The organism is Stutzerimonas sp. R40042 (assembly GCF_026642215.1).
GTDB classification, from domain to species: Bacteria; Pseudomonadota; Gammaproteobacteria; order Pseudomonadales; family Pseudomonadaceae; genus Stutzerimonas; species Stutzerimonas frequens.
Genome location: NZ_CP113258.1, coordinates 4,307,854 through 4,330,492 on the forward strand (window position 1 = coordinate 4,307,854; position 22,639 = coordinate 4,330,492).

At 64.6% G+C, this 22,639-nt stretch carries 20 protein-coding genes and 1 riboswitch; of the genes, 11 read left to right on the top strand and 9 right to left on the bottom strand.

The annotated features are described in order from the left end of the window. Positions 1-10: 10 nt before the first annotated feature. From metK to OUY36_RS20295, 4 genes are all read left to right on the top strand, one after another. Positions 11-1,201 (top strand): methionine adenosyltransferase, encoded by a 1,191-nt coding sequence (metK, locus tag OUY36_RS20280; protein WP_125872061.1) that lies wholly within the window; start codon positions 11-13, stop codon positions 1,199-1,201. A gap of 288 nt (positions 1,202-1,489) precedes the next feature. Further along, complete coding sequence (locus OUY36_RS20285) at positions 1,490-1,996, top strand: hypothetical protein (RefSeq protein ID WP_063540719.1); 507 nt, start codon at positions 1,490-1,492, stop codon at positions 1,994-1,996. A gap of 3 nt (positions 1,997-1,999) precedes the next feature. Further along, on the top strand, positions 2,000-2,527 hold the full coding sequence (locus OUY36_RS20290) for a DUF5384 family protein (protein WP_063540718.1): 528 nt from the start codon (positions 2,000-2,002) through the stop codon (positions 2,525-2,527). A gap of 45 nt (positions 2,528-2,572) precedes the next feature. Further along, positions 2,573-2,899, top strand: a complete 327-nt coding sequence (locus OUY36_RS20295) for a hypothetical protein (protein ID WP_156245007.1) — start codon at positions 2,573-2,575, stop codon at positions 2,897-2,899. Positions 2,900-2,996: 97 nt separating this feature from the next. Here OUY36_RS20295 and OUY36_RS20300 read toward each other — a convergent pair whose 3' ends face one another. Both OUY36_RS20300 and OUY36_RS20305 read right to left on the bottom strand, forming a co-directional pair. Beyond that, entirely contained in the window at positions 2,997-3,758 is a 762-nt protein-coding gene (locus OUY36_RS20300) for an ABC transporter permease (protein ID WP_102838873.1), read from the bottom strand. A gap of 12 nt (positions 3,759-3,770) precedes the next feature. Beyond that, positions 3,771-4,694, bottom strand: a complete 924-nt coding sequence (locus OUY36_RS20305; RefSeq protein WP_267935778.1) for an ABC transporter ATP-binding protein — start codon at positions 4,692-4,694, stop codon at positions 3,771-3,773. A gap of 173 nt (positions 4,695-4,867) precedes the next feature. On the opposite strand from OUY36_RS20305, the gene OUY36_RS20310 reads away from it, so the two are divergent. The 3 genes from OUY36_RS20310 to OUY36_RS20320 all read left to right on the top strand — a co-directional run bounded on the left by OUY36_RS20310 (position 4,868) and on the right by OUY36_RS20320 (position 8,396). Then, complete coding sequence (locus OUY36_RS20310; protein ID WP_200597358.1) at positions 4,868-6,199, top strand: ferredoxin reductase family protein; 1,332 nt, start codon at positions 4,868-4,870, stop codon at positions 6,197-6,199. 95 nt (positions 6,200-6,294) lie between these two features. Further along, entirely contained in the window at positions 6,295-7,956 is a 1,662-nt protein-coding gene (gene ligB, locus OUY36_RS20315) for an NAD-dependent DNA ligase LigB (protein WP_267935780.1), read from the top strand. A gap of 59 nt (positions 7,957-8,015) precedes the next feature. Beyond that, positions 8,016-8,396: a DUF1090 domain-containing protein gene (locus tag OUY36_RS20320; RefSeq protein WP_063540712.1), complete on the top strand. Its 381-nt coding sequence runs from the start codon at positions 8,016-8,018 to the stop codon at positions 8,394-8,396. 6 nt (positions 8,397-8,402) lie between these two features. Here OUY36_RS20320 and OUY36_RS20325 read toward each other — a convergent pair whose 3' ends face one another. Together OUY36_RS20325 and OUY36_RS20330 are read right to left on the bottom strand one after the other, a co-directional pair. Then, positions 8,403-8,849, bottom strand: coding sequence for a c-type cytochrome (locus OUY36_RS20325; protein ID WP_063540711.1), 447 nt, complete (start codon positions 8,847-8,849; stop codon positions 8,403-8,405). Between the two features lie 103 nt (positions 8,850-8,952). Continuing rightward, complete coding sequence (locus OUY36_RS20330; RefSeq protein ID WP_200597354.1) at positions 8,953-9,390, bottom strand: hypothetical protein; 438 nt, start codon at positions 9,388-9,390, stop codon at positions 8,953-8,955. A gap of 174 nt (positions 9,391-9,564) precedes the next feature. Between OUY36_RS20330 and OUY36_RS20335 the strand changes: the two genes are divergently transcribed. From OUY36_RS20335 to OUY36_RS20350, 4 genes are all read left to right on the top strand, one after another. Continuing rightward, on the top strand, positions 9,565-10,818 hold the full coding sequence (locus OUY36_RS20335) for a cation:proton antiporter (protein WP_267935782.1): 1,254 nt from the start codon (positions 9,565-9,567) through the stop codon (positions 10,816-10,818). Between the two features lie 82 nt (positions 10,819-10,900). Continuing rightward, a riboswitch (S-adenosyl-L-homocysteine riboswitch) is annotated at positions 10,901-10,999 on the top strand. 24 nt (positions 11,000-11,023) lie between these two features. Continuing rightward, complete coding sequence (ahcY, locus tag OUY36_RS20340) at positions 11,024-12,430, top strand: adenosylhomocysteinase (protein ID WP_267935784.1); 1,407 nt, start codon at positions 11,024-11,026, stop codon at positions 12,428-12,430. Positions 12,431-12,500: 70 nt separating this feature from the next. After that, positions 12,501-13,352, top strand: a complete 852-nt coding sequence (metF, locus tag OUY36_RS20345; RefSeq protein ID WP_267935785.1) for a methylenetetrahydrofolate reductase [NAD(P)H] — start codon at positions 12,501-12,503, stop codon at positions 13,350-13,352. Between the two features lie 232 nt (positions 13,353-13,584). Then, positions 13,585-15,399 carry a DEAD/DEAH box helicase gene (locus tag OUY36_RS20350; protein ID WP_267935786.1) on the top strand — a complete coding sequence of 605 codons (1,815 nt, stop codon included), beginning with the start codon at positions 13,585-13,587 and terminating at the stop codon, positions 15,397-15,399. Between the two features lie 96 nt (positions 15,400-15,495). Here OUY36_RS20350 and adeC read toward each other — a convergent pair whose 3' ends face one another. The 5 genes from adeC to OUY36_RS20375 all read right to left on the bottom strand — a co-directional run bounded on the left by adeC (position 15,496) and on the right by OUY36_RS20375 (position 22,612). Then, entirely contained in the window at positions 15,496-16,920 is a 1,425-nt protein-coding gene (adeC, locus tag OUY36_RS20355) for an AdeC/AdeK/OprM family multidrug efflux complex outer membrane factor (protein WP_230724219.1), read from the bottom strand. Continuing rightward, positions 16,917-20,054: an efflux RND transporter permease subunit gene (locus OUY36_RS20360; RefSeq protein ID WP_267935787.1), complete on the bottom strand. Its 3,138-nt coding sequence runs from the start codon at positions 20,052-20,054 to the stop codon at positions 16,917-16,919. The genes adeC and OUY36_RS20360 overlap by 4 nt, the downstream gene beginning before the upstream one ends. Positions 20,055-20,068: 14 nt before the next feature. Further along, positions 20,069-21,208, bottom strand: coding sequence for an efflux RND transporter periplasmic adaptor subunit (locus OUY36_RS20365; RefSeq protein WP_063540703.1), 1,140 nt, complete (start codon positions 21,206-21,208; stop codon positions 20,069-20,071). 249 nt (positions 21,209-21,457) lie between these two features. Further along, on the bottom strand, positions 21,458-22,033 hold the full coding sequence (locus OUY36_RS20370) for a YceI family protein (RefSeq protein WP_102838886.1): 576 nt from the start codon (positions 22,031-22,033) through the stop codon (positions 21,458-21,460). 24 nt (positions 22,034-22,057) lie between these two features. Next, positions 22,058-22,612 (bottom strand): cytochrome b, encoded by a 555-nt coding sequence (locus tag OUY36_RS20375; RefSeq protein ID WP_267931422.1) that lies wholly within the window; start codon positions 22,610-22,612, stop codon positions 22,058-22,060. Between the last annotated feature and the right edge of the window lie 27 nt (positions 22,613-22,639).

The window sequence follows — 22,639 nt, forward strand, 5'->3', positions numbered from 1 at the left end:
AAACCGATAGATGAGCGAATACTCGATTTTCACCTCCGAGTCCGTATCCGAAGGGCATCCGGACAAGATCGCCGACCAGATCTCCGATGCGGTGCTCGACGCCATCATCGCCGAGGACAAGCACGCCCGCGTGGCCTGCGAAACCCTGGTCAAGACCGGTGTGGCCATCGTCGCCGGTGAAGTGACCACCAGCGCCTGGGTCGATCTGGAGCAACTGGTGCGCGACGTCATCGTCGACATCGGCTACAACAGCTCGGAGGTCGGTTTCGACGGCGCCACCTGCGGCATCATCAACATCATCGGCAAGCAGTCGGTGGATATCGCCCAGGGCGTCGACCGCACCAAGCCGGAAGACCAAGGTGCCGGCGACCAGGGCCTGATGTTCGGCTACGCCAGCAACGAGACCGACGTGCTGATGCCGGCGCCGATCCGCTTCTCCCATGCCCTGGTCGAGCGCCAGGCCGAGGCGCGCAAGAACGGCCTGCTGCCGTGGCTGCGCCCGGATGCCAAGAGCCAGGTCACCTGCCGCTACGAGAACGGCAAGGTCGCCGGTATCGATGCCGTGGTGCTGTCGACCCAGCACAACCCCGACGTCAAGCAGAGCGACCTGCGCGAAGCGGTGATGGAGCTGATCATCAAGCACAGCCTGCCGGCCGAGTTGCTGCACAAGGACACCCAGTACCACATCAACCCGACCGGCCAATTCGTCATCGGCGGCCCGGTCGGCGACTGCGGCCTGACCGGTCGCAAGATCATCGTCGATACCTACGGCGGCATGGCCCGCCACGGCGGCGGCGCCTTCTCCGGCAAGGACCCGTCCAAGGTCGACCGCAGCGCCGCCTACGCCGGCCGCTACGTCGCCAAGAACATCGTTGCCGCGGGCCTCGCCGACCGCTGCGAGATCCAGGTGTCCTACGCCATCGGCGTGGCACAGCCGACCTCCATCTCGCTGAACACCTTCGGCACCGGCAAGCTCAGCGACGAGAAGATCATCGCCCTGGTGCGCGAGCATTTCGACCTGCGTCCCTACGCGATCACTCGCATGCTCGACCTGCTACACCCGATGTATCGCGCCACCGCGGCCTACGGCCACTTCGGCCGCAACCCCTACGAAATGACGGTGGGTGCCGACACCTTCACCGCCTTCACCTGGGAGCGCACCGACAAGGCCGACGCACTGCGTGCTGCAGCGGGGCTGTAACTAACCAACCCACGCAGCAGCCAAGCCCCGCCGGCCATGCCGTGCGGGGCTTTTTCATTGCCGCGCCACCACCTTGATACAGGCGCAGGCCTGGACGCGACCATCTGCCGCAGATTGCTATCAATCCCCCAGTATTGGCGCCGCTTTTTGCCCGCTGAGCCTGCCCTGCGGCAGCCAGCCGAGGGTTTACCGCAATTTCCTGCCCCGCATAAACTGATATCAAATCGCCATCCATGTACGGATGCGTCACGGATTCAGAACCACGATCAGGGATAAGGAAAAAGGATCATGATCAAACGTTGCTGCCTATCGCTCGCCATCGCCACGCTGATTACCGGCTGCCAAAGCACCGGCGAGCAGTACCAGGCGGACGTCTTCGACGCCTCACAGGTCAACACGCAGCAGGAGGCTAAGACGGTCAAGATCGTCACCGTCTCCGCCACCAAGATCAAAGTCAGCAACGAGCAGAACAAGAAAGCCGCCATGATGGTCGGCGGCCTGCTCGGTGCCATTGGTGGCGCCGCGCTGGGCAACCAGAACAACACTGACACGGCCATCGTCGGCGGGGTCGCCGGCGGTGCCGCCGGCGCCATGGCTGGCTCGCTGGTCAGCGACACCTCGCTGGTTCCCGGCGTGCTCATCGGCTATTCGGAAAACGGCAAGATCTTCACCTCGGCTCAGGTTGGCCGTCCCTGCGAGTTCAAGGCAGGTGAAATCTCCTTGATGGTGATGACCATCAACAACGAGACACGCATTCAGCCGAATGCGACCTGCCCCGAGCCGCAGAAGGGTTAAGCGATGAGACTCGCCCTTCTCGCAACAACTGCGCTGCTCGTCTCTACATCTGTCGCCGCCAATCAATTCGATCAGCTCTACCAGATCGAACAGCAGACCAAGCAGGCTGAGGCCGCTGCCGAAGCCGAGCGAATCCGCGAGGCTGCAGCCGCCCGTGCCCGAGCAGAAGCCCGAGAGGAGACCGAGCGGCGCCAGCGCGCCGCCGCGCAGCAAGCCGCACAGAAACGAGCTAGCGAGCAGCGCGCTGCGATCGAAGCGGAGAACAAGCGTGTCCGCTCGCGCGAGGAAGCCTTCGAGGACGAACTACGAGCCCTCGAGCTCGAAGAGCGTCGCCTGGAGCTTCAGGCCAAGCGTGCACGCACCGCGCGCGCCAACGACTATATCGATGCCGAACTGCGCGATCAGGCCGCACGTACCGACGTGATCCAGTCGGAGGCGGACTCGCTGCGCAACGTAACTTCCGGCACCAAGGCTCTGCTCGAAGATGCCGGCCAAGCCGAAGTCAATCGCTCCAAGCGCCTCTTCGACTAAGGCTCAGCTACAGCCCCGGCAAGCCGGGGCTTTCAGGATGATTTCATGAAGCACATTACAATGCTGGCATTCGCATGCCTGGCGTTATCCGGCTGCTCGAATGAAGACCCAGTACCAAGCGTTCCCAACGTTGACGTGCGTGGTCGTCTGGAAGTGGATCAGGAAAGAACTCGGGAGCGACAAGCCCAGGGAATCGACGGCGAATACTGGCGCCGCATCCTCACCGTGGATGGCTCCGACATGACGCTGGATGCGTTCATCAGCCGCTACTGTCCGAGCGGAACGCGCGACGAGACCTGCCACAAGGCCCTGCGCATCAAGAAAATCGATGATGTGAGCGGGGCCACCCGTTTCCTACCTCAGGGGCTCTGATCCACCAGCCGCAGCTCTCGGTGCAGGATGCCGAGAGCTGCATCAGCCGATCCGGTAGAGCGAATCCTGCGCTGCCCGCAAAACCGCCTTCCCGTCCTCAGTTCTTCAAGCGATAGCCGGTCTTGAATATCCACCACACCGCCAGCAGGCAGGCGGCGAGGAAGCCGAGGATCATCGCCAGGCTGATGCCGACGCTGATGTCCGAGACACCGTAGAAGCTCCAGCGGAAGCCGCTGATCAGGTAGACCACCGGGTTGAACAGGGTGACCTTCTGCCACAGCGGCGGCAGCATCTCGATGGAATAGAAGCTGCCACCGAGAAAGGCCAGCGGCGTGACGATCAGCGCCGGGACGATCTGCAGCTTCTCCCAGCCGTCGGCCCAGATGCCGATGATGAAGCCGAACAGGCAGAAGGTAATCGCCGTCAGCACCAGAAACAGCGCCATCATCAGCGGATGCTGGATCTCGTAGTCGACGAACAGCCGCGCGGTGATGAGGATGATCACGCCGAGCACCAGCGACTTGGTCGCCGCCGCACCGACGTAGCCGATGACGATCTCGATGTAGGACACCGGCGCCGACAGCACCTCGTAGATCGTCCCCGAGTAGCGCGGCATGTAGATGCCGAACGAGGCATTGGAAATGCTCTCGGTGAGCAGCGCCATCATGATCAGGCCGGGGATGATGAACGCGCCGTAGGGGATGCCGTGCATCGCCTCCATGCGTGCGCCGATGGCCGAGCCGAATACCACGAAGTAAAGCGACGTCGAGATCACCGGGGTGGCAATGCTCTGCAGCAGGGTGCGCCAGGTGCGCGCCAGTTCGAACAGGTAGATCGCGCGGATCGCGTAGAAATTCATGCGGGCTTTTCCTCAGCGACCGTGAACAAGGTTGACGAAGATTTCTTCCAGCGAGCTCTGGCTCGACTGCAGGTCCTTGAAATCGATGCCGTGGGCGGCCAGGCGCCTGAGCAGCTCGGCGATACCGGTGTCCTCGTGCTGGGCATCGAAGGTGAACACCAGCTGATTGCCGGCATCGGTCAGCTCCAGCGGATAGTCGGCCAGCTCGCCCGGGATCGCCGTCAGCGGACGCTGCAAGTGCAGGGTCAGCTGCTTCTTGCCGAGCTTGTGCATCAGCACATGCTTGTCCTCGACGAGGATGATCTCGCCCTTGCTGATCACCCCGATGCGGTCGGCCATCTCCTCGGCCTCCTCGATGTAGTGCGTGGTGAGGATGATGGTCACGCCGCGCTCGCGCAGGCCGCGGACCATCTCCCACATGTCGCGACGCAGCTCGACGTCGACGCCGGCGGTGGGCTCGTCGAGGAACAGGATCGATGGTTCGTGGGACAGCGCCTTGGCGATCATCACGCGGCGCTTCATGCCGCCGGAAAGCTCCAGGATTCGGGCATGGCGCTTGTCCCATAGCGACAAATCGCGCAACAGTTTCTCCAGGAACGAATCGTCAGGCGCCTTGCCAAACAGGCCGCGCGAGAACCGCACCGTCGCCCAGACGCTTTCGAAGCCCTCGTTGAACAGCTCCTGCGGCACCAAGCCGATCTTCGAGCGGGCGGCGCGGTAGTCCTGGACGATGTCGTGGCCGTCGACCAGCACTCGCCCGCTGCCGGGATTGACGATGCCGCAGATGATGCTGATCAGCGTGGTCTTGCCGGCGCCGTTCGGCCCGAGCAGGGCGAAGATCTCGCCCTTGCGGATCTCGAGGTCGATGCGCTTGAGCGCCGGGTGGCCGGAAGCGTAGGTCTTGGTGAGCTGCTCGATGGCGATCACTGGTTGCACGGGCTCGTCTCTTCGAGGAATCAGGGGCGGAATTGTAGATAAAAACGCAACGCAGAGCGCCCGCCGTCTCCCAGTCACGCTTCGTAGTGACCGTGATCATGGCGGCGTCGCGGCGCTGCACAGATGCTTGGAAGCGCTGGCATACGGGACGCCAGCAAGGAGGCTTTCCCGAGATGAGACAGATAAAACTCACCTACGTCGCGCTGTTCGTCGGACTGACGCTGCTCTGGTTGCTGGTGGATGACTTCATCATGGCGCGCTATCAGATCTGGCCGCTGCGCAAGGTAATGGTGCACTACAGCGGGGTGCTCGGCATCGTCGCGATGAGCGTGGCGATGATACTGGCGGTGCGGCCGCGGCGCTTCGAACGCTTCTTCGACGGCCTGGACAAGACCTATCGGCTGCACAAGTGGCTGGGCATCAGCGCGCTGGTGATCGCCATCTTCCACTGGGGCTGGGGGCAGATTCCGAAATGGCTGGTCGGCTTCGGCTGGTTGGAAAAGCCGGCCCGGCGCGCCGGCGAGGGCCAGGGGCACGAAGGCATCTTCGCCGTGCTGCAGCGTTTCCGCGGCCTCGCCGAGGACATCGGTGAATGGGCCTTCTATGCCGCCGTCATCCTCATCGTGCTGGCATTGGTCAAGCGCTTCCCCTATCGCTGGTTCTTCAAGACGCACCGCTGGCTGGCGCTGATCTACCTGGCCCTGGTGGCGCACTCGATCGTGCTGACCCCGCCCGACTACTGGACCTCGCCGTTGGGCCTGGTTCTCGCCGTGCTGATGGCGTCGGGCTCTGTCGCTGCCTGCATTTCGCTGCTGCGCCGCATCGGCCGCAAGCATCAGGTGGTCGGCCGCATCGAAAGCCTGACCCATCACCGCGACAACCGCGTGCTGCGCGTCGATATCAAGCTCGACGGCGCCTGGCCGGGGCACAAGGCCGGGCAGTTCGCCTTCGTCACTTTCGACGACAAGGAAGGGCCGCACCCCTTCAGCCTCTCCTCGGCCTGGTGCAACGACGGCAAGCTGGCCTTCTCCATCAAGGGGCTCGGTGACTACACCCGTACCCTGCCGGACACCCTGAAGGTGGGCGACGCGGTGAAGGTCGAAGGGCCCTATGGCTGCTTCGATTTCCACAGCCGCCAGCCGCGTCAGATCTGGGTGGCCGGCGGCATCGGCATCGCGCCGTTCATTGGCCGCCTGCAGGCGCTGGCCGACAGCGGCACGGGCGACAACGTCGACCTGTTCTACTGCACCAGCGCGCCGGATCAGGGCTTCATCGAGCGCATCCGTCAGCTGGCCGAACGCGCTCGCGTGCGTCTGCACGTGCTGGTAGCCAGCGAGGGCGGCCGGCTGACACCCGAGCGCCTGCGCCAGTTGGCGCCGCAGTGGCAGAACAGTGACGTCTGGTTCTGCGGCCCGGCCGGCTTTGGTCAGGATCTGAGCAAGGACCTGCAGCGCCACGGCCTGCCACCGCGAGATTTCCATCAGGAGCTGTTCAACATGCGCTGACGCACGGTCGGCACGCGCCAGGCAGGCGACAATCCGGCATCGGCCCGCCAGCGACGGCGGGCCACGCTCCTGTCACCAGAGCAAGGATGCTCGTCATGCAACGCCTGATCGCACTATCGCTGTGCCTGTTTACCCCTGTCTGCCTCGCCACCTGCCCAACCTGGGACGACGCCCGAGCACAGCAGGAAATCCACCAGCTGCAAACGCAGCTCGCCGAGTGGGACGACGCCTATCACCGCCGCGGCCTGGCGCTGGTGGATGACGAAATCTACGACCAGAGCCGTGCGCGCCTGCACGACTGGCACCTTTGTTTCCCCAGCACCCTCGCGGCTCCGGACCCGTTGGCCGGCGCCGGCGGCCCGCTTCGCCATCCGATCCGCCAGACCGGCCTGGCCAAGCTCGCCGATGAGCAGGCGGTCGCCGCCTGGATCGCGCGGCGCGAGGACCTGTGGATCCAGCCCAAGATAGACGGTGTCGCGGTCACCCTGGTCTATCGCGACGGCGTCCTGCAGCAGGCCATCAGCCGCGGCGACGGCCTCACCGGGCAGGACTGGACGGCCAATGCCCGCAGACTGGCGGCGATCCCGGCGCGCCTGGCGCTGGCCGGCGAGGTCATTCTGCAGGGGGAGCTGTATTGGCGAATGGACCAGCATGTCCAGGCCACCCACGGCAGCGCGGGGGCTCGCGGGCGCGTCGCTGGCGCCATGGCCAGCAACAGTCTGGGCACCAGCAGCGCCGCGCGGATCGGCCTGTTCATCTGGGACTGGCCAAACGGCCCTGCGCCGATGCAAACCCGCCTCGCACGCTTGGCTGAGCTTGGTTTCGCCGACAGCCAGGCGCTTACGCTACCGGTTCAGAGCTTCAAACAAGCGCAACATTGGCGCGAGCACTGGTACCGCCAAGCGTTGCCGTTCGCCAGCGATGGCGTGGTGCTGCGCCAGGGTCAGCGTCCACCGGCCGAGCGCTGGCAGGCGGAACCCTATTGGGCCGCCGCCTGGAAGTACCCGCTGCGCAAGGCGTTGACCGAGGTGCGCGAGGTGGAGTTTCGCATCGGTCGCACCGGGCGCATCACGCCGCTGCTGCAGCTCGTCCCGGTCCAGCTCGACGGCCGACGCATTCGCACGCTGAGCCTCGGCTCGCTGGAGCGCTGGCGGGCGCTGGACGTGCGCCCCGGCGACCGGGTCGCGGTTGCGCTCGCCGGGCACAGCATTCCGCAGCTGGACTCAGTGGCCTGGCGCGCCACGGAGCGGGCCGCAGTGGCCGTGCCTGAGCCGAACCGTTATCACCCGCACAGTTGCTGGCGGCCACTGCCCGGCTGCGAGCAGCAGTTTCTTTCCCGACTTGTCTGGCTCGGCGGCAAGCAGGGCCTCGCCCTCGACGGCATCGGAGCCGGCAGCTGGCAGGCGCTGCTCGACGCCGGATTGCTACCCGACCTGCTCGCCTGGCTGACGCTGGATGCCGTCACGCTGCAGCAGGTGCCGGGCATCGGCGAAGCGCGCGCGAGCAAACTGGCGACCACCTTCGCCCAGGCCCGCAAACGACCGCTGGCGCAGTGGCTGAAGGCGCTGGGCATGCCCGGCAAAGCACCGCAAGTGAATCTGGACTGGGACGCACTGGCAGCGCGGGCCCCGGCGCAATGGCAGGTCGAAGCCGGCGTGGGACCGGCGCGAGCGAACCAGCTTCAGGCATTCTTTCGCGAACCCGAACTGCAAGCGCTGCGTGAAAGGCTACGGGTCGTCGGCATTCCGGGTACCTGAGGGACTTTCGCTCTACCCCGCTGTCGATAGAGGCTGAATAACAATCATGGAGGCGAGGCATGTCTTTGCGACATTGGCCATTTGCCCTGCTGATCGGTACGGCCGTCATCAGCCCGCTGCTGGCAGCCCCTTCGACCGTCGAGAGCCAGTGCCAGACCGAGCGTCAGGCGCTGGGCGAGCAGCTGCAACAGGCACGCCTGCAGGGCGACAAGCTGCAACAGACGCAGCTCAATCACGAGCTGCAGACCCTGACCGAGCAATGCCAGGGCCTGGTCGCGCTGCATCCGCGGCAGGTCGAGTACGAGCGCGTCTATGGTGAGGTGGAGCGGCGCGAAACGCTGTTACGCCAGGCGCTGGGTACCGGCGACGCGCAGCTGATCGAGCTGCGCCGCAATCAGCTGGCCAAGTCCCGGGAAAAGCTCGAGGCGCTGCGCCAATGACTCACCTCAATAGGCACGAAATTCCTTGTGGCAGGTCTCGCAGGCATCCTCGACGCGCTGGAACGCCGGCGCCACACCCTCGGCCGTGACCGGCGCAGCCGTGGTCACTTCGACCAGCGCGGCCGTTTCGGCCTCCAGCGCACGTGCCAGCTCGTTGAAGCGTTCCTGACGCTGCCAAACGTCGTCGCGCGCATCGCTCTGTTCTTCCTTCACCTCGGGATAATGCTGCCACGGCTGCCGCGAAAGCTCGTCCAGCTTGACCGCACCGGAGCGAAAGGCGTCGCCATCGAACGGAATGCGCCCGCGCAACATTCCGCCCAGGTCTTCCTTGGTATCGAGCATTGCCTGATAGATCGCCTTGCGCTTGCCCAGCGGCGAATTGGGATCGACCCGATCGCAGCCCGTCAGCGCCAGGACAGCAAGCAGGGGCAGGCTCAGCAAACTCAGCTTCATGGTTCAACCACTCGTCGATGCAAAGCGCGGGATTATCCCCGTCCATGCGCGGCTGAACAAATCAGTCGGATTTCGACTTCGTCAGCAACGATTGCCCGGCAGGCTATTGCGACCAGCTGCCGCCAGCGCTTTCGCAATCGATCTTGGCCTGGGCCCGATCACTGGCGTGATAGTGATAGGTGACGATCGTCGCCTCACCGCCCACCTGGCTGGGCAAGGTACCGTTCTTCGCCTGGGAGCCGGTGGCACGCTCGTTGGCCAGCGTTTCCGCCGTCATCGGCGCGGTGCAGACACCGAAGTGGCCGTCGGGACAGCTGTCGCGAAGCTCGCGGCGCGAATTTCTCACGGCCTCGTTGTCCTGGCAGACCCAGTCGATGGCGTCGTCCTTGTCCACGCCGTGGAATTCGAAACACTGCTCGGTCACCACTGGCGCAGGAACCGCACCGGAGGTTTCGCTGTGCACATAGCAGGATTTGGCAGCGGCAGGCAGGCTGAAAGCGCCAACAAGTAACACGGGCGCTAAGCGAAGCATGGGGTTCATGGTGGTCTCCTGAAACGGTTTCGCCCGGCAAGGTTCACCGAACCTTCTGGTTCGACGCCGCGCCCTGCGCTGAGTTCGTCACCCACCGCCTGGCCGGCAAAGCCGGGCGCAGCCGGCACCAATCGCGCACCTGGCGAGTCCACCCTTGCATCACTGACCTCATGCGAGGGTTTCATGCTCGAACTCGCCGCAATATTCATCAGCCTCACGGCGCTGCTCGCCTACGTCAATTACCGCTTCATCGGCCTGCCCCCGACCATCGGCGTGATGGCCACCGCGCTGCTGTTCTCCTTGTTGTTGCACGGTCTGGCCATGCTCGGCCTGCCACTGCTTGAGCAACGCATCGAGGCGCTGGTCGGGCGGATCGACTTCAATCACCTGCTGATGGACGGCATGCTGTCGTTTCTGCTGTTCGCCGGCGCACTGCACATCAATCTGGCCGATCTGCGTGCCCGGCGCTGGGCCATCGGCCTGCTGGCGACGGTCGGCGTGTTGTTCTCCACCGCTGTGATCGGCCTGGGCAGCTGGTGGATCTTCGGGCTGTTCGGGCTGCAGCCGCCGCTGATCTTCTGCCTGCTGTTCGGCGCACTGATCTCGCCAACCGACCCGATTGCCGTGCTCGGCATCATGCGCTCGGCGGGCGCACCCAAGGCGCTGGAGACCACCATTGTCGGGGAGTCGCTGTTCAATGACGGCGTCGCGGTGGTGGTGTTTACCGTGCTGCTCGGCGTGCTGGCGCGCGGAGAGGCGCCGGGGGCTGGCGAGGCGCTCTGGCTGTTCGTCGAGGAAGCCGGAGGCGGTATCCTGCTCGGCGCCCTGCTCGGGGCGTTGACCTTCGCCCTGCTCAAGAGCATCGACCAGTATCAGGTCGAGGTCCTGCTGACGCTCGCGCTGGTGCTGGGCGGCTACACGCTGGCGACACATCTGCACCTATCCGGCCCGATCGCCATGGTCGTAGCCGGGCTGATCATCGGCAATCAGGGCCGACGCCATGCAATGTCCAGGCATACGCGGGAAAACCTGGACAACTTCTGGGAGCTGCTGGACGAAATCCTCAATGCCGTGCTGTTCGTGCTGATCGGCATGGAACTGGTGCTGCTACCGTTCAGTGCCCAGTACCTGCTGATCGCCCTCTGCGTAACGCTGTTGATACTGGCCACACGCCTCGCCGCAGTCGGCCCGGCAGCGCTGGCGTTGCGTGCGGCAGGCCGTGCGTTGCCTGCCGGCACGGTACGCATCCTGACCTGGGGCGGATTGCGCGGCGGCATCTCGGTCGCGCTGGTCCTGGCACTGCCGGCCAGCGAAGAGCGCAACCTGCTGCTCAACATCACCTACCTGGTCGTCCTGTTCTCGATCCTGGTGCAAGGGCTGAGCATCGGCCGGCTGGTCCGACGAATCTGCCGCGGCAACTCGGCCAGCACTTACTGACGGACAGCTTGGGATTGCCGGCGGTCATCGCTATAATCGCCGGGCTTCACGCGATCGACTCCGCTTCGATCGTGCCCGCCACCCGTCCGAGGGGCGCTGCAGCAGGTTGCTCTGTTACAGAGCAGGCCTGTCAGGCTCGGATGGGGCGTTTCCTAGAACGCATCAACGGCGCCCATTCGCATCTATACGAATGGAGAACTCTTCGATGAGTGCTGTCATGACGCCTGCCGGTTTCACCGACTTCAAGGTCGCCGACATTTCCCTGGCCGCCTGGGGCCGCCGCGAGATCATCATCGCCGAATCGGAAATGCCCGCCCTGATGGGCCTGCGCAAGAAGTACGCGGCCGAGCAGCCGCTCAAGGGCGCGAAAATCCTCGGCTGCATCCACATGACCATTCAGACCGCCGTGCTGATCGAGACGCTGATCGCCCTCGGCGCCGAGGTACGCTGGTCCTCCTGCAACATCTTCTCCACCCAGGACCAGGCCGCTGCCGCCATCGCCGCTGCCGGCATCCCGGTATTCGCCTGGAAGGGCGAAACCGAGGAAGAATACGAGTGGTGCATCGAGCAGACCATCCTCAAGGACGGCCAGCCGTGGGACGCCAACATGGTGCTCGACGACGGTGGCGACCTGACCCAGATCCTGCATGACAAGTACCCGCAGGTACTCGAGCGCGTGCATGGCATCACCGAGGAAACCACCACCGGCGTGCACCGCCTGCTCGACATGCTCAAGGGCGGCACCCTGAAAGTGCCGGCGATCAACGTCAACGACTCGGTCACCAAGAGCAAGAACGACAACAAGTACGGCTGCCGCCACAGCCTCAACGACGCCATCAAGCGCGCTACCGATCACCTGCTCTCCGGCAAGCAGGCGCTGGTCATCGGCTACGGCGACGTGGGCAAGGGCTCGGCACAGTCGCTGCGCCAGGAAGGCATGATCGTCAAGGTGTCCGAAGTCGACCCGATCTGCGCCATGCAGGCCTGCATGGACGGCTTCGAGCTGGTCTCGCCGTACAAGAACGGTCTCAACGACGGCACCGACGCCAGCGTCGACGCCGCGCTGCTGGGCAAGATCGACCTGATCGTCACCACCACCGGTAATGTCAACGTCTGCGACGCCGGCATGCTCAAGGCGCTGAAGAAGCGCGCCGTGGTATGCAACATCGGCCACTTCGACAACGAGATCGACACCGCCTTCATGCGCGCCAACTGGGGCTGGGAAGAGGTCAAGCCGCAGGTGCACAAGATCCACCGCACCGGCAAGAGCGTCGATCCGGCCAATGATGACTATCTGATCCTGCTCGCCGAAGGCCGTTTGGTGAATCTGGGCAACGCCACCGGTCACCCGAGCCGGATCATGGACGGTTCGTTCGCCAATCAGGTACTGGCGCAGATCCACCTTTACAACGAGAAGTTCGCCGACCTGCCGGTGGCCGAGAAGACCCAGAACGTCACCGTCATGGTCTTGCCGAAGAAGCTCGACGAGGAAGTGGCGCTGGAGATGGTCAAGGGCTTCGGTGGCGTGGTCACCCAGCTGACCGCCAAGCAGGCCGAGTACATCGGCGTTGCCGTCGAAGGTCCGTTCAAGCCGGACAGCTACCGCTACTAAGCAGGTCATGCCGCCGACCACCGAGCCCTAGCGCTCGGGGTCGGCGATGTGCAGCTCAAGGAATTTCTGTATGACCTCTTCGAACCGCCCGTCCATCAGCTTCGAGTTCTTCCCCACCAAGACCGAAGCCGGGCATGAAAAACTGCTGAACGTGGCCCGCCAGCTGGCAGGCTATCAGCCCGACTTCTTCTCCTGCACCTACGGTGCCGGTGGCTCGACGCGCGACCGCACCCTGAACACCGTGCTGCAACTCGACGGTGAGGTGAAGATCCCCACCGCGCCGCACCTGTCCTGTGTCGGCGACACCAAAGCCGAGCTGCGCGAGCTGCTGAACCTCTACAAGAGTGCCGGCATCAAGCGCATCGTCGCCCTGCGTGGCGATCTGCCGTCCGGCATGGGCATGGCCAGCGGCGAGCTGCGCTACGCCAATGAGCTGGTGGAGTTCATCCGCGCCGAAACCGGTGACCACTTCCATATCGAGATCGCCGCCTACCCGGAGATGCATCCCCAGGCACGCAACTTCGAGGACGACCTGGCGAACTTCGTGCGCAAGGCCAAGGCCGGCGCCGACAGTGCAATCACCCAGTACTTCTTCAATGCCGACTGCTATTTCTACTTCGTCGAGCGCGTGCGCAAGCTCGGGGTGGAAACGCCGGTGGTGCCCGGCATCATGCCGATCACCAACTACAGCAAGCTGGCGCGTTTCTCCGATGCCTGCGGCGCGGAAATTCCACGCTGGGTACGCAAGCAGCTCGAAGCCTATGGCGACGACATGCAGAGCATCCAGGCCTTCGGCGAGCAGGTGATCACCGAGATGTGCCAGAAGCTGCTGGCCGGCGGCGCCCCGGGCCTGCACTTCTACACGCTGAACCAGGCCGAGCCGAGCCTGGCGATCTGGAACAACCTCGGCCTGTCGCACTGAGTTCCGGCCAGCTCCGGGGAAATACGGAGCTGGCTAATGAACCCGTGACCTGCGACACTGTCAGAGCAATGCGGCGTTGACAGGCTCTGTTATACTCCGCGCTTCCGCCAGGCTTACGCCCGGATGTCGCCATCACCATGCGCGGCAGGACCGGACGGGATCGCACGCCAGTCGCGATTCGGGCCAGGCATGATCATCCCAGGGCATCGCCCCTTACAAGACAGGATTACTCATGTCCTTTGCTTCCCTCGGTCTCTCCGAGGCTTTGGCCGGTGCCGTCGAGGCCGCCGGTTACACCCAGCCTACTCCCGTGCAACAGCGGGCCATTCCCGCCGTGTTGCAAGGCCGTGACCTGATGGTCGCCGCCCAGACCGGTACCGGCAAGACAGGCGGTTTCGCCCTGCCGGTACTCGAACTACTGTTTCCGGGTGGTCACCCGGATCGTGAACATCGCTACGGCCCGAAGCAGCCGCGCGTGCTGGTACTGACACCGACCCGCGAACTCGCCGCCCAGGTTCACGACAGCTTCAAGATCTACGCCCGCGACCTGCCGCTGAAAAGCGCGGTGATCTTCGGCGGCGTCGGCATGAACCCGCAGATCCAGGCCGTCGCCAAGGGCGTCGACGTGCTGGTCGCCTGCCCCGGTCGCCTGCTCGATCTGGCCAACCAGAAGGCCATCGACCTGTCGCACGTGGAAATCCTCGTCCTCGACGAAGCCGACCGCATGCTCGACATGGGCTTCATCCATGACGTCAAGAAGGTCCTGGCCAAGCTGCCGGCCAAGCGCCAGAACCTGCTGTTCTCGGCCACCTTCTCCAAGGACATCACCGACCTTGCCGGCAAGCTCTTGCACAATCCGGAGCGCATCGAGGTCACCCCGCCGAACACCACCGTCGAGCGCATCGAACAGCGCGTGTTCCGCGTCGCCGCCAGTCACAAGCGCGCCCTGCTCGCCCACCTGATCACCCAGGGCGCCTGGGAACAGGTGCTGGTCTTCACCCGTACCAAGCACGGCGCCAACCGCCTGGCCGAGTACCTGGAGAAGCACGGCCTGCCGGCTGCCGCGATTCACGGCAACAAGAGCCAGAACGCGCGCACCAAGGCCCTGGCCGATTTCAAGGCCAACCAGGTGCGCATTCTGGTGGCCACCGATATCGCTGCCCGCGGCCTGGACATCGATCAGCTGCCGCACGTGGTCAACTTCGAGCTGCCCAATGTCGAGGAAGACTATGTGCACCGCATCGGCCGCACCGGCCGTGCCGGGCGCAGCGGTGAAGCCATTTCGCTGGTGGCGGCGGACGAGGAAAAGCTGCTCAAGGGCATCGAGCGCATGACCAAGCAGCGCATCCCGGATGGCGATCTGCAGGGCTTCGACGCCAGCAGCATCGAAGCCGAGAAGCCGGAAGTACGCGAGCCCCGCCAACCACGCCCGCAGCGTGGCGAGCGCAAGGCACGTGGCGAACGCGACAAGCCGGCAGAAAAGGGCGGCGAGCCGAAGGAGCGCAACCGCCGCAGCAAGAGCAAGGCGCGCAAGCCCGCCCGTGATGGCGCGGCCGCCCAGGGCCCGGTCGTCGCCGGGCCGCCCCAGCTGCCACCGGACCGGGCGCCGGACGAGTTCCTTGATGACGAGGTGGACAACTTCGGCAACCGGGTGGACTACGTGAGCCCCTATCAGAACAAGCAGAACCGCGGACGTCGCTCCGGCGGCCAGGCCCAGCCCGGCTCCGCACCGCGCGCAGCCGGAGCCGCGCGCAATGGCGGCGGCGCAGCGGGCGGCAAGGGCAAGCGTTCGGCTGCGGGCCAGGGCCAGACTGCGCGCAATGGCCAGCCACGCAACGGTCAGCCACGGCGCAAGAACGAAGGTCGCCGCATCGATGAACCGGCCGTGACGCGCCAGGAAGCGGCCAAGCCGCGCGAGAAGCAGCCGGTGATCATCCACAAGGAATCGAAGATCGACCGCCTGCCGAGCCTGGAGCAGCTCGAGCAGCTGCCGTCTCGCCCGCGTGGCGAGAAGCCGGCGCTGCTGACGCGCAACCGCGAGGCCTGAGCCCCGCGTCCGAAACGAAAACGCCGCCCATCGGGCGGCGTTTTTTTATCCACTCGACGACCGCTCCCCAGAACCGGGGACAGCCGTCGATGTCACTCAGCCCTCGGCGGGCGCCGCCTGCAGCGTTTCCTGCCAGCCACCGCCCAGGGCCTTGAACAGATTGACCTCGCTGGTCATCTGCGCGAGGCGATCGCTGATCAGCTGCTGCTGCACGCTGAACAACTGGCGCTGCGCATCGAGCACGGTCAGATAGCTGTCCACGCCGGTGCGATAACGGCGCTCGGCAAGGTTGTAGTAGTCCTCGCTGGTCGCCAGCAGATCGCGCTGCGCCTGCACCTGGCGGGTGTAGGTGGCCTGCGCCGCGAGACCATCGGCCACTTCGCGGAATGCGGTCTGGATCGCCTTCTCGTACTGCGCGACCTGGATGTTCTTGCTGATCTCTGCGTAGTCCAGATTCGCGCGCAACTGGCCGGCATTGAAGATTGGCACGCTGATGCTCGGCGAGAAACTCCAGTAACCGGAACCGCCGTCGAACAAGCCGGACAGCTCACGGCTGGCGGTACCTGCCGCACCGGTCAGGCTGATGCGCGGGAAGAAGGCCGCGCGCGCCGCGCCGATGCTGGCGTTGGCCGCGCGCAGCTGATACTCCGCCTGCAGGATGTCAGGGCGCTGCTGCAGCAGATCCGAGGGCAGTCCGACCGGCAACGGTGCCAGCTGGGTCCGCTCCAGCCGATCGTCTGCCGGCAGTCCGGTCGGCAATGCCTGCCCCAGCAACAACGTCAGTGCGTTGCGATCCTGCGCCACCAGACGGGTGTACTGCTCGATACTCACCCGCGCACTGTCCACTGCACTGCGCGCCTGGCGCAGCTCCAGCGCCGAGGCGACACCGACATCGAAGCTGCGCTGAGTCAGGCCCAGGCTTTCCTCGTAGGTCTTGAGCGTATCGCGGGTGACCTGCAGGAGCGCCTGATCGGCCTGCAGCGTCAGCCAGGCATTGGCGACACTGGCGATCAGGCTGATCTGCGTGCTGCGCTGCGCGGCCTCGCTGGCGAAGAACTCTTCCAGCGCCTGGTCGCGCAGGCTGCGCAGGCGGCCAAACAGATCCAGTTCCCAGGACACGCCGAAGGTGGCGCTGTACTGACTGCTGATGGCCGGCTCGCCGCTCATGCTCAGATCGCCCGGTGTACGGCTGCGCGTCCCCGCGCCGTCGGCGCTCACCGCCGGCAACACATCGGCGCGCTGCACGCGGTATAGCGCGCGATAGGCATCGACGTTCAGCGCCGCGACGCGCAGGTCGCGGTTGTTCTCCAGAGCCACTTCGATCAGCTGCTGCAGCGCCGGATCACGGAAGAACTCGCGCCAGCCAAGGGCCTGCGCCCGAGCCTCGGGGGATGCCTTCGAATAGGCTTCGCCCTGTGGCCAGTCAGCCGGTACCGGCGCATCCGGACGCTGGTACTCGGGGATCAGCGAGCAGCCGCTCAGCGCCGCCACGAGCGCGAGACTCAACAGAGACTTGTTCACAGCGAATCCTCCTTCCCACCTTCGCTGGCGGAATCCGTGCGATCGAAGAACGAGCAGATCATCACGTAGAACAACGGAATCCAGAAGATTGCCAGCACCGCCGCGGTGAGCATGCCGCCGATCACCCCGGTACCGATGGCGTGCTTGCTGCCGGCACCCGCGCCGGAGGCGATGGCGAGCGGCACCACGCCGAGAATGAACGCCAGAGAGGTCATGATGATCGGGCGCAGACGCATACGGCAGGCACGCAAGGCGGCGTCCGCATAGCTCATGCCCTGCTCGTGCAGCGCCTTGGCGAACTCGACGATGAGGATCGCGTTACGCGCCGACAGGCCGATAGTGGTGACCAGACCGACCTGGAAGAACACCTCGTTGGACAATCCACGCGCCAGCGTGAAGGCAAGCGCCCCAACAATACCCAGCGGCACCACCAGCATGACCGAGAACGGAATCGACCAGCTCTCGTACAGGGCCGCCAGGCAGAGGAACACCACCAGCAGCGACAGGGCATAGAGCGCCAGCGTCTGCGAGCCGGCCAGGCGCTCCTCGTAGGACTGGCCGGTCCAGGAATAGCCCACCCCCGGCGGCAGCTGGGCGGCGATGCGCTCCACCTCGGCCATGGCATCGCCCGAGCTGTAGCCGGGCGCCGGCTCGCCGAGCATCTCGATCGCGCTGACGCCGTTGAAACGCGACAGCTTCGGCGAGCCGTAGGTCCACTCGCCCGTGGCGAAGGCACTGAACGGCACCATCTCGCCAGCATCGTTGCGCACGTACCACTTCTCCAGGTCCTCGGGATTCATCCGTGCACTGGGGATGCCCTGCAGGTAGACCTTCTTCACCCGACCGCGGTCGATGAAGTCGTTGACGTAGCGACCACCCCAAGCGATCGACAGCGTGCTGTTGATATCGGCCAGGGAAATGCCCAACACACGCGCCTTCTCGTCGTCGATGAGGATCTGATACTGCGGCTCGTCGCGCAGGGTGTTGGGCCGCACACGGGTCAGCACCGGGCTCTGGCTGGCCAACTGCAGGAACTTGTCCCGCGCCTGCTGCAGCACCTCCTGGCCGACACCAGCACGATCCTGCAGGTACAGGTTGAAGCCGGTGGCGTTACCCAGCTCCATCACCGCCGGCGGCGCGAAGGCGAACACCTGGGCGTCGCGGAAACTGGCGAAATGCTGCTGCGCCCGCTGCGCCAGGGCGAATACGCTGTCTTCTTTGTCGGTGCGCTCGCTCCACGGCTTGAGGCCGATGAAGGCGATACCCGAACTCTGGCCCCGGCCGGCAAAGCTGAAGCCGGTCACGGTGAACACCGAACGGACGATGTCGCCTTCTTCTTCCAAGAGGTAGCGACGCATGGCGTCGATGCTCTGCTGGGTGCGTTCGGCAGTCGAGCCCGACGGCGTCATCACCTGGGCGAACAGTACGCCCTGATCCTCTTCGGGCAGGAACGCGGTCGGGATGCGGCTGAACAGCACCACCATCACGCCGACGATCAGCACGTAGAGCAGCAGGAATGGCGCCTTGCGCTTGAGCACCCCCCGTACGCCCCGCTCGTAGCCGTTGACGCTACGATCGAAGGTGCGATTGAACCAGCCGAAGAAACCGCGCTTCTCGTGATGGTCATCCTTGTCGATCGGCTTGAGCAGCGTCGCGCAGAGGGCCGGAGTGAAGATCAGTGCCATCAGCACCGAGAGCACCATGGCCGATACGATGGTGATCGAGAACTGCCGGTAGATCACCCCGGTCGATCCGCCGAAGAAGGCCATCGGCAGCAGTACCGCCGACAGCACCACGCCAATGCCGATCAGCGCGCCCTGGATCTGGCCCATGGACTTGCGCGTGGCTTCCAGCGGCGAGAGGCCCTCCTCGCGCATCACCCGCTCGACGTTTTCCACCACCACGATGGCGTCGTCCACTAGCAGGCCGATCGCCAGGATCATGGCGAACATGGTCAGCGTGTTGATGCTGAAGCCGAACACCGCCAGTACGCCGAAGGTACCCAGCAGCACCACCGGCACCGCCAGCGTCGGCACCAGCGTCGCACGGAAGTTCTGCAGGAACAGGTACATCACCAGGAACACCAGCACGAACGCCTCGAGCAGCGTGTGCATGACCCCGGTGATGGATGCGGAAATGACCGGTGTGGTGTCGTACGGATAGACCACCTCGACACCCGGCGGGAAGAACGGCTTGAGTTCGTCGATGGTCTTGCGCACGCCTTCGACGGTATCCAGCGCGTTGGCGCCGGTGGCCAGTTTCAACGCCAGGCCGGCAGCCGGCTTGCCGTTGAAATGCGCGCTGACCGAGTAGTTCTCACCGCCCAGCTCGACCTTGGCGACATCACCCAGGCGAACCTGCGAGCCGTCGGCGTGGACCTTGAGCAGGATGTTGCGGAACTGCTCAGGAGTCTGCAGACGAGTCTTGCCGATAACCGTGGCATTGAGCTGCTGGCCCGGCAGCGCCGGCAAACCACCGAGCTGGCCGGACGAGACCTGGACGTTCTGTGCCTGGATAGCCGAGCTGACATCCACCGGCGTCAGGCTGAAGTTGTTCAGCTTGGCCGGGTCGAGCCAGATGCGCATCGCGTACTGGGCACCGAACACCTGGAAGTCGCCCACGCCCTTGGTCCGCGAGATCGGGTCCTGCATATTGGCGACGATGTAGTTCGCCAGGTCACGCTGGTCGAGGCTGCCGTCGGTGGAGACCAGACCGATGACGATGAGGAAGTTGCGCACCGCCTTGGTCACACGGATGCCCTGCTGCTGGACTTCCTGCGGCAGCAACGGGGTCGCCAGCTGCAGTTTGTTCTGCACCTGGACCTGGGCGATATCGGGATTGGTGCCCTGATCGAAGGTCACGGTGATCGACATGCTGCCGTCGGAGTTGCTTTCCGAGGAGATGTAGCGCAGCCCGTCGATACCGTTGAGCTGCTGCTCGATGACCTGCACCACGGTGTCCTGCACCGTCTGCGCCGAGGCGCCCGGATAGCTGACGGAGATGCCGACAGCAGGCGCGGCGATGCTCGGGTACTGGTTGACCGGCAGCTTGAGGATGGACAGGCCGCCGGCGAGCATGATCACCAGGGCGATTACCCAGGCGAAGATCGGCCGGTCGATGAAGAATCTGGACATGAACTAGTAACCCCTCAGCCTTCTTGGCCTTGGGGCTGTGCGCTCACCCCCCGGTTATCGACGTTGGTCGCCGGCGCCACCTCGACCTCTACACCCGGCTGGATGAACTGCAACCCCTCGGTGATCACGCGATCACCGGGCTGCAAGCCATCGCCGACCAGCCAGCGGTTGCCGACCGCGCGCTCGGTCTTGATCGTGCGCAGCTCGACCTTGTTCTCCGCGTTGACCACCATCGCGGTCGGTTCACCCTTGGCGTTGCGTGTCACGCCTTGCTGCGGCACCAGCATCGCCTCGCTCTTGAGGCCTGCCACCAGCTGCGCATGGACGAACATGCCCGGCAAAAGAATCTTGTCCGGATTGGGGAAGACGGCGCGCAGGGTCACCGAACCGGTACCAGGGTCGACCGTCACTTCGCTGAATTCGAGCTTGCCCTCATGGCCGTAATCGCTGCCATCTTCCAGTTTCAGGCTGACCCGCGCGGCGTTCTCGCCGGACTTCTGCAGCCGGCCCTCGGCCAGATCGCGGCGCAACGCCAGCAGGTCGCGGGCCGGCTGGGTCACATCGACATAGATCGGATCGAGCTGCTGAATGGTCGCCAGCTCCTGCGCCTGGCCATTGCTGACCAGCGCACCTTCGGTGACGGCGGAACGGCCAATGCGGCCGGAGATGGGCGCCAGCACCTTGGTGTAGCGCAGGTCGATGCGCGCGCGCTCCAGCTCCGCTTCGGCCTGCAGGCTGGCTGCGCGGGCCTCGTCATAGGCCTGCTTGCTGACAGCCTGATCCTTGACCAGCTCGGCGTAGCGGTCAGCCAGCGACTTGCTGGAAGCCAGGCTGGCCTGAGCGCTTTTCAGGGTAGCTTCATAGACCGAGGCATCGATCTGGTACAGCTGCTGCCCGGCCTTGACGTCACTGCCTTCGGTGAACAGACGCTTCTGGATGATGCCATTGACCTGCGGCCGTACTTCGGCAATGCGGTAGGCGCGCGTGCGGCCAGGCAGATCGGTGGTCACCGCGAACGGTTCCGTCTGCACGGTGACGATGCCTACCTTGGGCTTCTGCTGCGCCGGTGGCGCGGCTTCCTCCTGGCATCCGGCCAGGAAAACAGCCACGGCGAGAATGGACATCAGGGCAGCACTGGCTGACTTGATCGACATGGATAGACCTCTTGAAAACCGGCAGGCGGGAATGAGCAAAGCACGCCGCAGATGCGGATAGCAGAATGGACCGGAATATACTTACATCCATCACTGTCTGTAAACCGCCAAAACCTCCCGCTGTCCCGGTTAAATGTTGCGAAACGTGCATTCCAGACATTGCGTTGCGTCCTGTCCAGTCAGCGGCGAGCAACCTTCGCAAAGCAGAACGCCGGCGTGGTGCCGGCGTTCGTCAACCCGAAACAGGGCTTACTTGCGCACACCTTCGACGGAGATGATCAGGTCGACCGTCTGCGAGGCCGGGCCGAGATCCATCTTGATGTCGAAGTCCTTGAGGGTCAGCGTCGTGCTGCCTTCGAAGCCGGCACGGTAGCCACCCCACGGGTCCTTGCCTTCGCCAATGAACCTGGCGGCGATCACCACCGGCTTGGTCACGCCGTTGAGGGTCAGGTTGCCGGTGATGTCGGCGGTGCCCTCGCCGGTGGACTTCACCGACGTCGACTCGAAGGTGGCCGTCGGGTGCTTGGCGACATTGAGGAAGTCATCGCTGCGCAGATGCTTGTCCCGCTCGGCATGATTGGTGTCGACGCTGGCGGTCTTCAGTGTGACGTTGACCTTGCTCTCCTCCGGCTTGGCCGCATCGAAGCTGAAGTCGCCGTCGAAGTCGTTGAAGGTGCCCCACAGCCAGCTGTAACCGAGGTGGCTGATCTTGAAGTTGACGAAGGCATGCTGGCCTTCCTTGTCGATGGCGTAATCGGCCGCGAATGCCTGGCCGCCGACCAGTGCGGACCCTAGGATCAGTGCCGCGAGGGTTTTCTTGAGCATCAGTGATTCTCCTGTCTTTGATGATTAATCGGCATTGAAACCGAGCATGCGCCTGAGCGTCGCATCGCGGTCGATGAAATGGTGCTTGAGCGCGGCCAGGGCATGTACGACGGCAAAGATCACCAGCGCCCAGGCGGCATACTCGTGAACCAGCCCGGCGCGATCGGCCTGGTCCGGAATGGAGGTGATGAGCGCCGGCACGTCGAACAGGCCGAACACACCGATCGGCCGGCCGTCGGCAGTGGAAATCAGGTAGCCGGAGATCATGACGACGAACAGGCCGAGGTAGAGCAGCCCATGCCCAAGCTTGGCAGCCCGCTGGGTTAGCCGGCCCTGGCTTGCCAACGGCCCTGGTGCCGGACTGATGAAGCGCCAGAGCACCCGCAGCAGCATGATCAAAAACAACACGATGCCAATGCTCTTGTGCAGGTCCGGCGCGGTGCGGTACCAGCTGCTGTAGTAGTTAAGCCCGACCATCCAGAAGCCCAGGGCGAATAATCCGAAGACCGCGACGGCCACCAGCCAGTGCAACGCGATACTGGTCAGCCCGTAGTGCGTGGAAGAGTTGCGCCAACGCATCGAATCCATCCTTCAATTTCGAGGGTT

Excerpts from the sequence above, each read along its gene's own strand:
- metK (WP_125872061.1), top strand. The coding sequence starts at position 11 with ATGAGCGAATACTCGATTTTCACCTCCGAGTCCGTATCCGAAGGGCAT.
- OUY36_RS20285 (WP_063540719.1), top strand. The coding sequence starts at position 1,490 with ATGATCAAACGTTGCTGCCTATCGCTCGCCATCGCCACGCTGATTACC.
- OUY36_RS20290 (WP_063540718.1), top strand. The coding sequence starts at position 2,000 with ATGAGACTCGCCCTTCTCGCAACAACTGCGCTGCTCGTCTCTACATCT.
- OUY36_RS20295 (WP_156245007.1), top strand. The coding sequence starts at position 2,573 with ATGAAGCACATTACAATGCTGGCATTCGCATGCCTGGCGTTATCCGGC.
- OUY36_RS20300 (WP_102838873.1), bottom strand. The coding sequence starts at position 3,758 with ATGAATTTCTACGCGATCCGCGCGATCTACCTGTTCGAACTGGCGCGC.
- OUY36_RS20310 (WP_200597358.1), top strand. The coding sequence starts at position 4,868 with ATGAGACAGATAAAACTCACCTACGTCGCGCTGTTCGTCGGACTGACG.
- ligB (WP_267935780.1), top strand. The coding sequence starts at position 6,295 with ATGCAACGCCTGATCGCACTATCGCTGTGCCTGTTTACCCCTGTCTGC.
- OUY36_RS20320 (WP_063540712.1), top strand. The coding sequence starts at position 8,016 with ATGTCTTTGCGACATTGGCCATTTGCCCTGCTGATCGGTACGGCCGTC.
- OUY36_RS20325 (WP_063540711.1), bottom strand. The coding sequence starts at position 8,849 with ATGAAGCTGAGTTTGCTGAGCCTGCCCCTGCTTGCTGTCCTGGCGCTG.
- OUY36_RS20330 (WP_200597354.1), bottom strand. The coding sequence starts at position 9,390 with ATGAACCCCATGCTTCGCTTAGCGCCCGTGTTACTTGTTGGCGCTTTC.
- OUY36_RS20335 (WP_267935782.1), top strand. The coding sequence starts at position 9,565 with ATGCTCGAACTCGCCGCAATATTCATCAGCCTCACGGCGCTGCTCGCC.
- ahcY (WP_267935784.1), top strand. The coding sequence starts at position 11,024 with ATGAGTGCTGTCATGACGCCTGCCGGTTTCACCGACTTCAAGGTCGCC.
- metF (WP_267935785.1), top strand. The coding sequence starts at position 12,501 with ATGACCTCTTCGAACCGCCCGTCCATCAGCTTCGAGTTCTTCCCCACC.
- OUY36_RS20350 (WP_267935786.1), top strand. The coding sequence starts at position 13,585 with ATGTCCTTTGCTTCCCTCGGTCTCTCCGAGGCTTTGGCCGGTGCCGTC.
- OUY36_RS20360 (WP_267935787.1), bottom strand. The coding sequence starts at position 20,054 with ATGTCCAGATTCTTCATCGACCGGCCGATCTTCGCCTGGGTAATCGCC.
- OUY36_RS20365 (WP_063540703.1), bottom strand. The coding sequence starts at position 21,208 with ATGTCGATCAAGTCAGCCAGTGCTGCCCTGATGTCCATTCTCGCCGTG.
- OUY36_RS20370 (WP_102838886.1), bottom strand. The coding sequence starts at position 22,033 with ATGCTCAAGAAAACCCTCGCGGCACTGATCCTAGGGTCCGCACTGGTC.
- OUY36_RS20375 (WP_267931422.1), bottom strand. The coding sequence starts at position 22,612 with ATGCGTTGGCGCAACTCTTCCACGCACTACGGGCTGACCAGTATCGCG.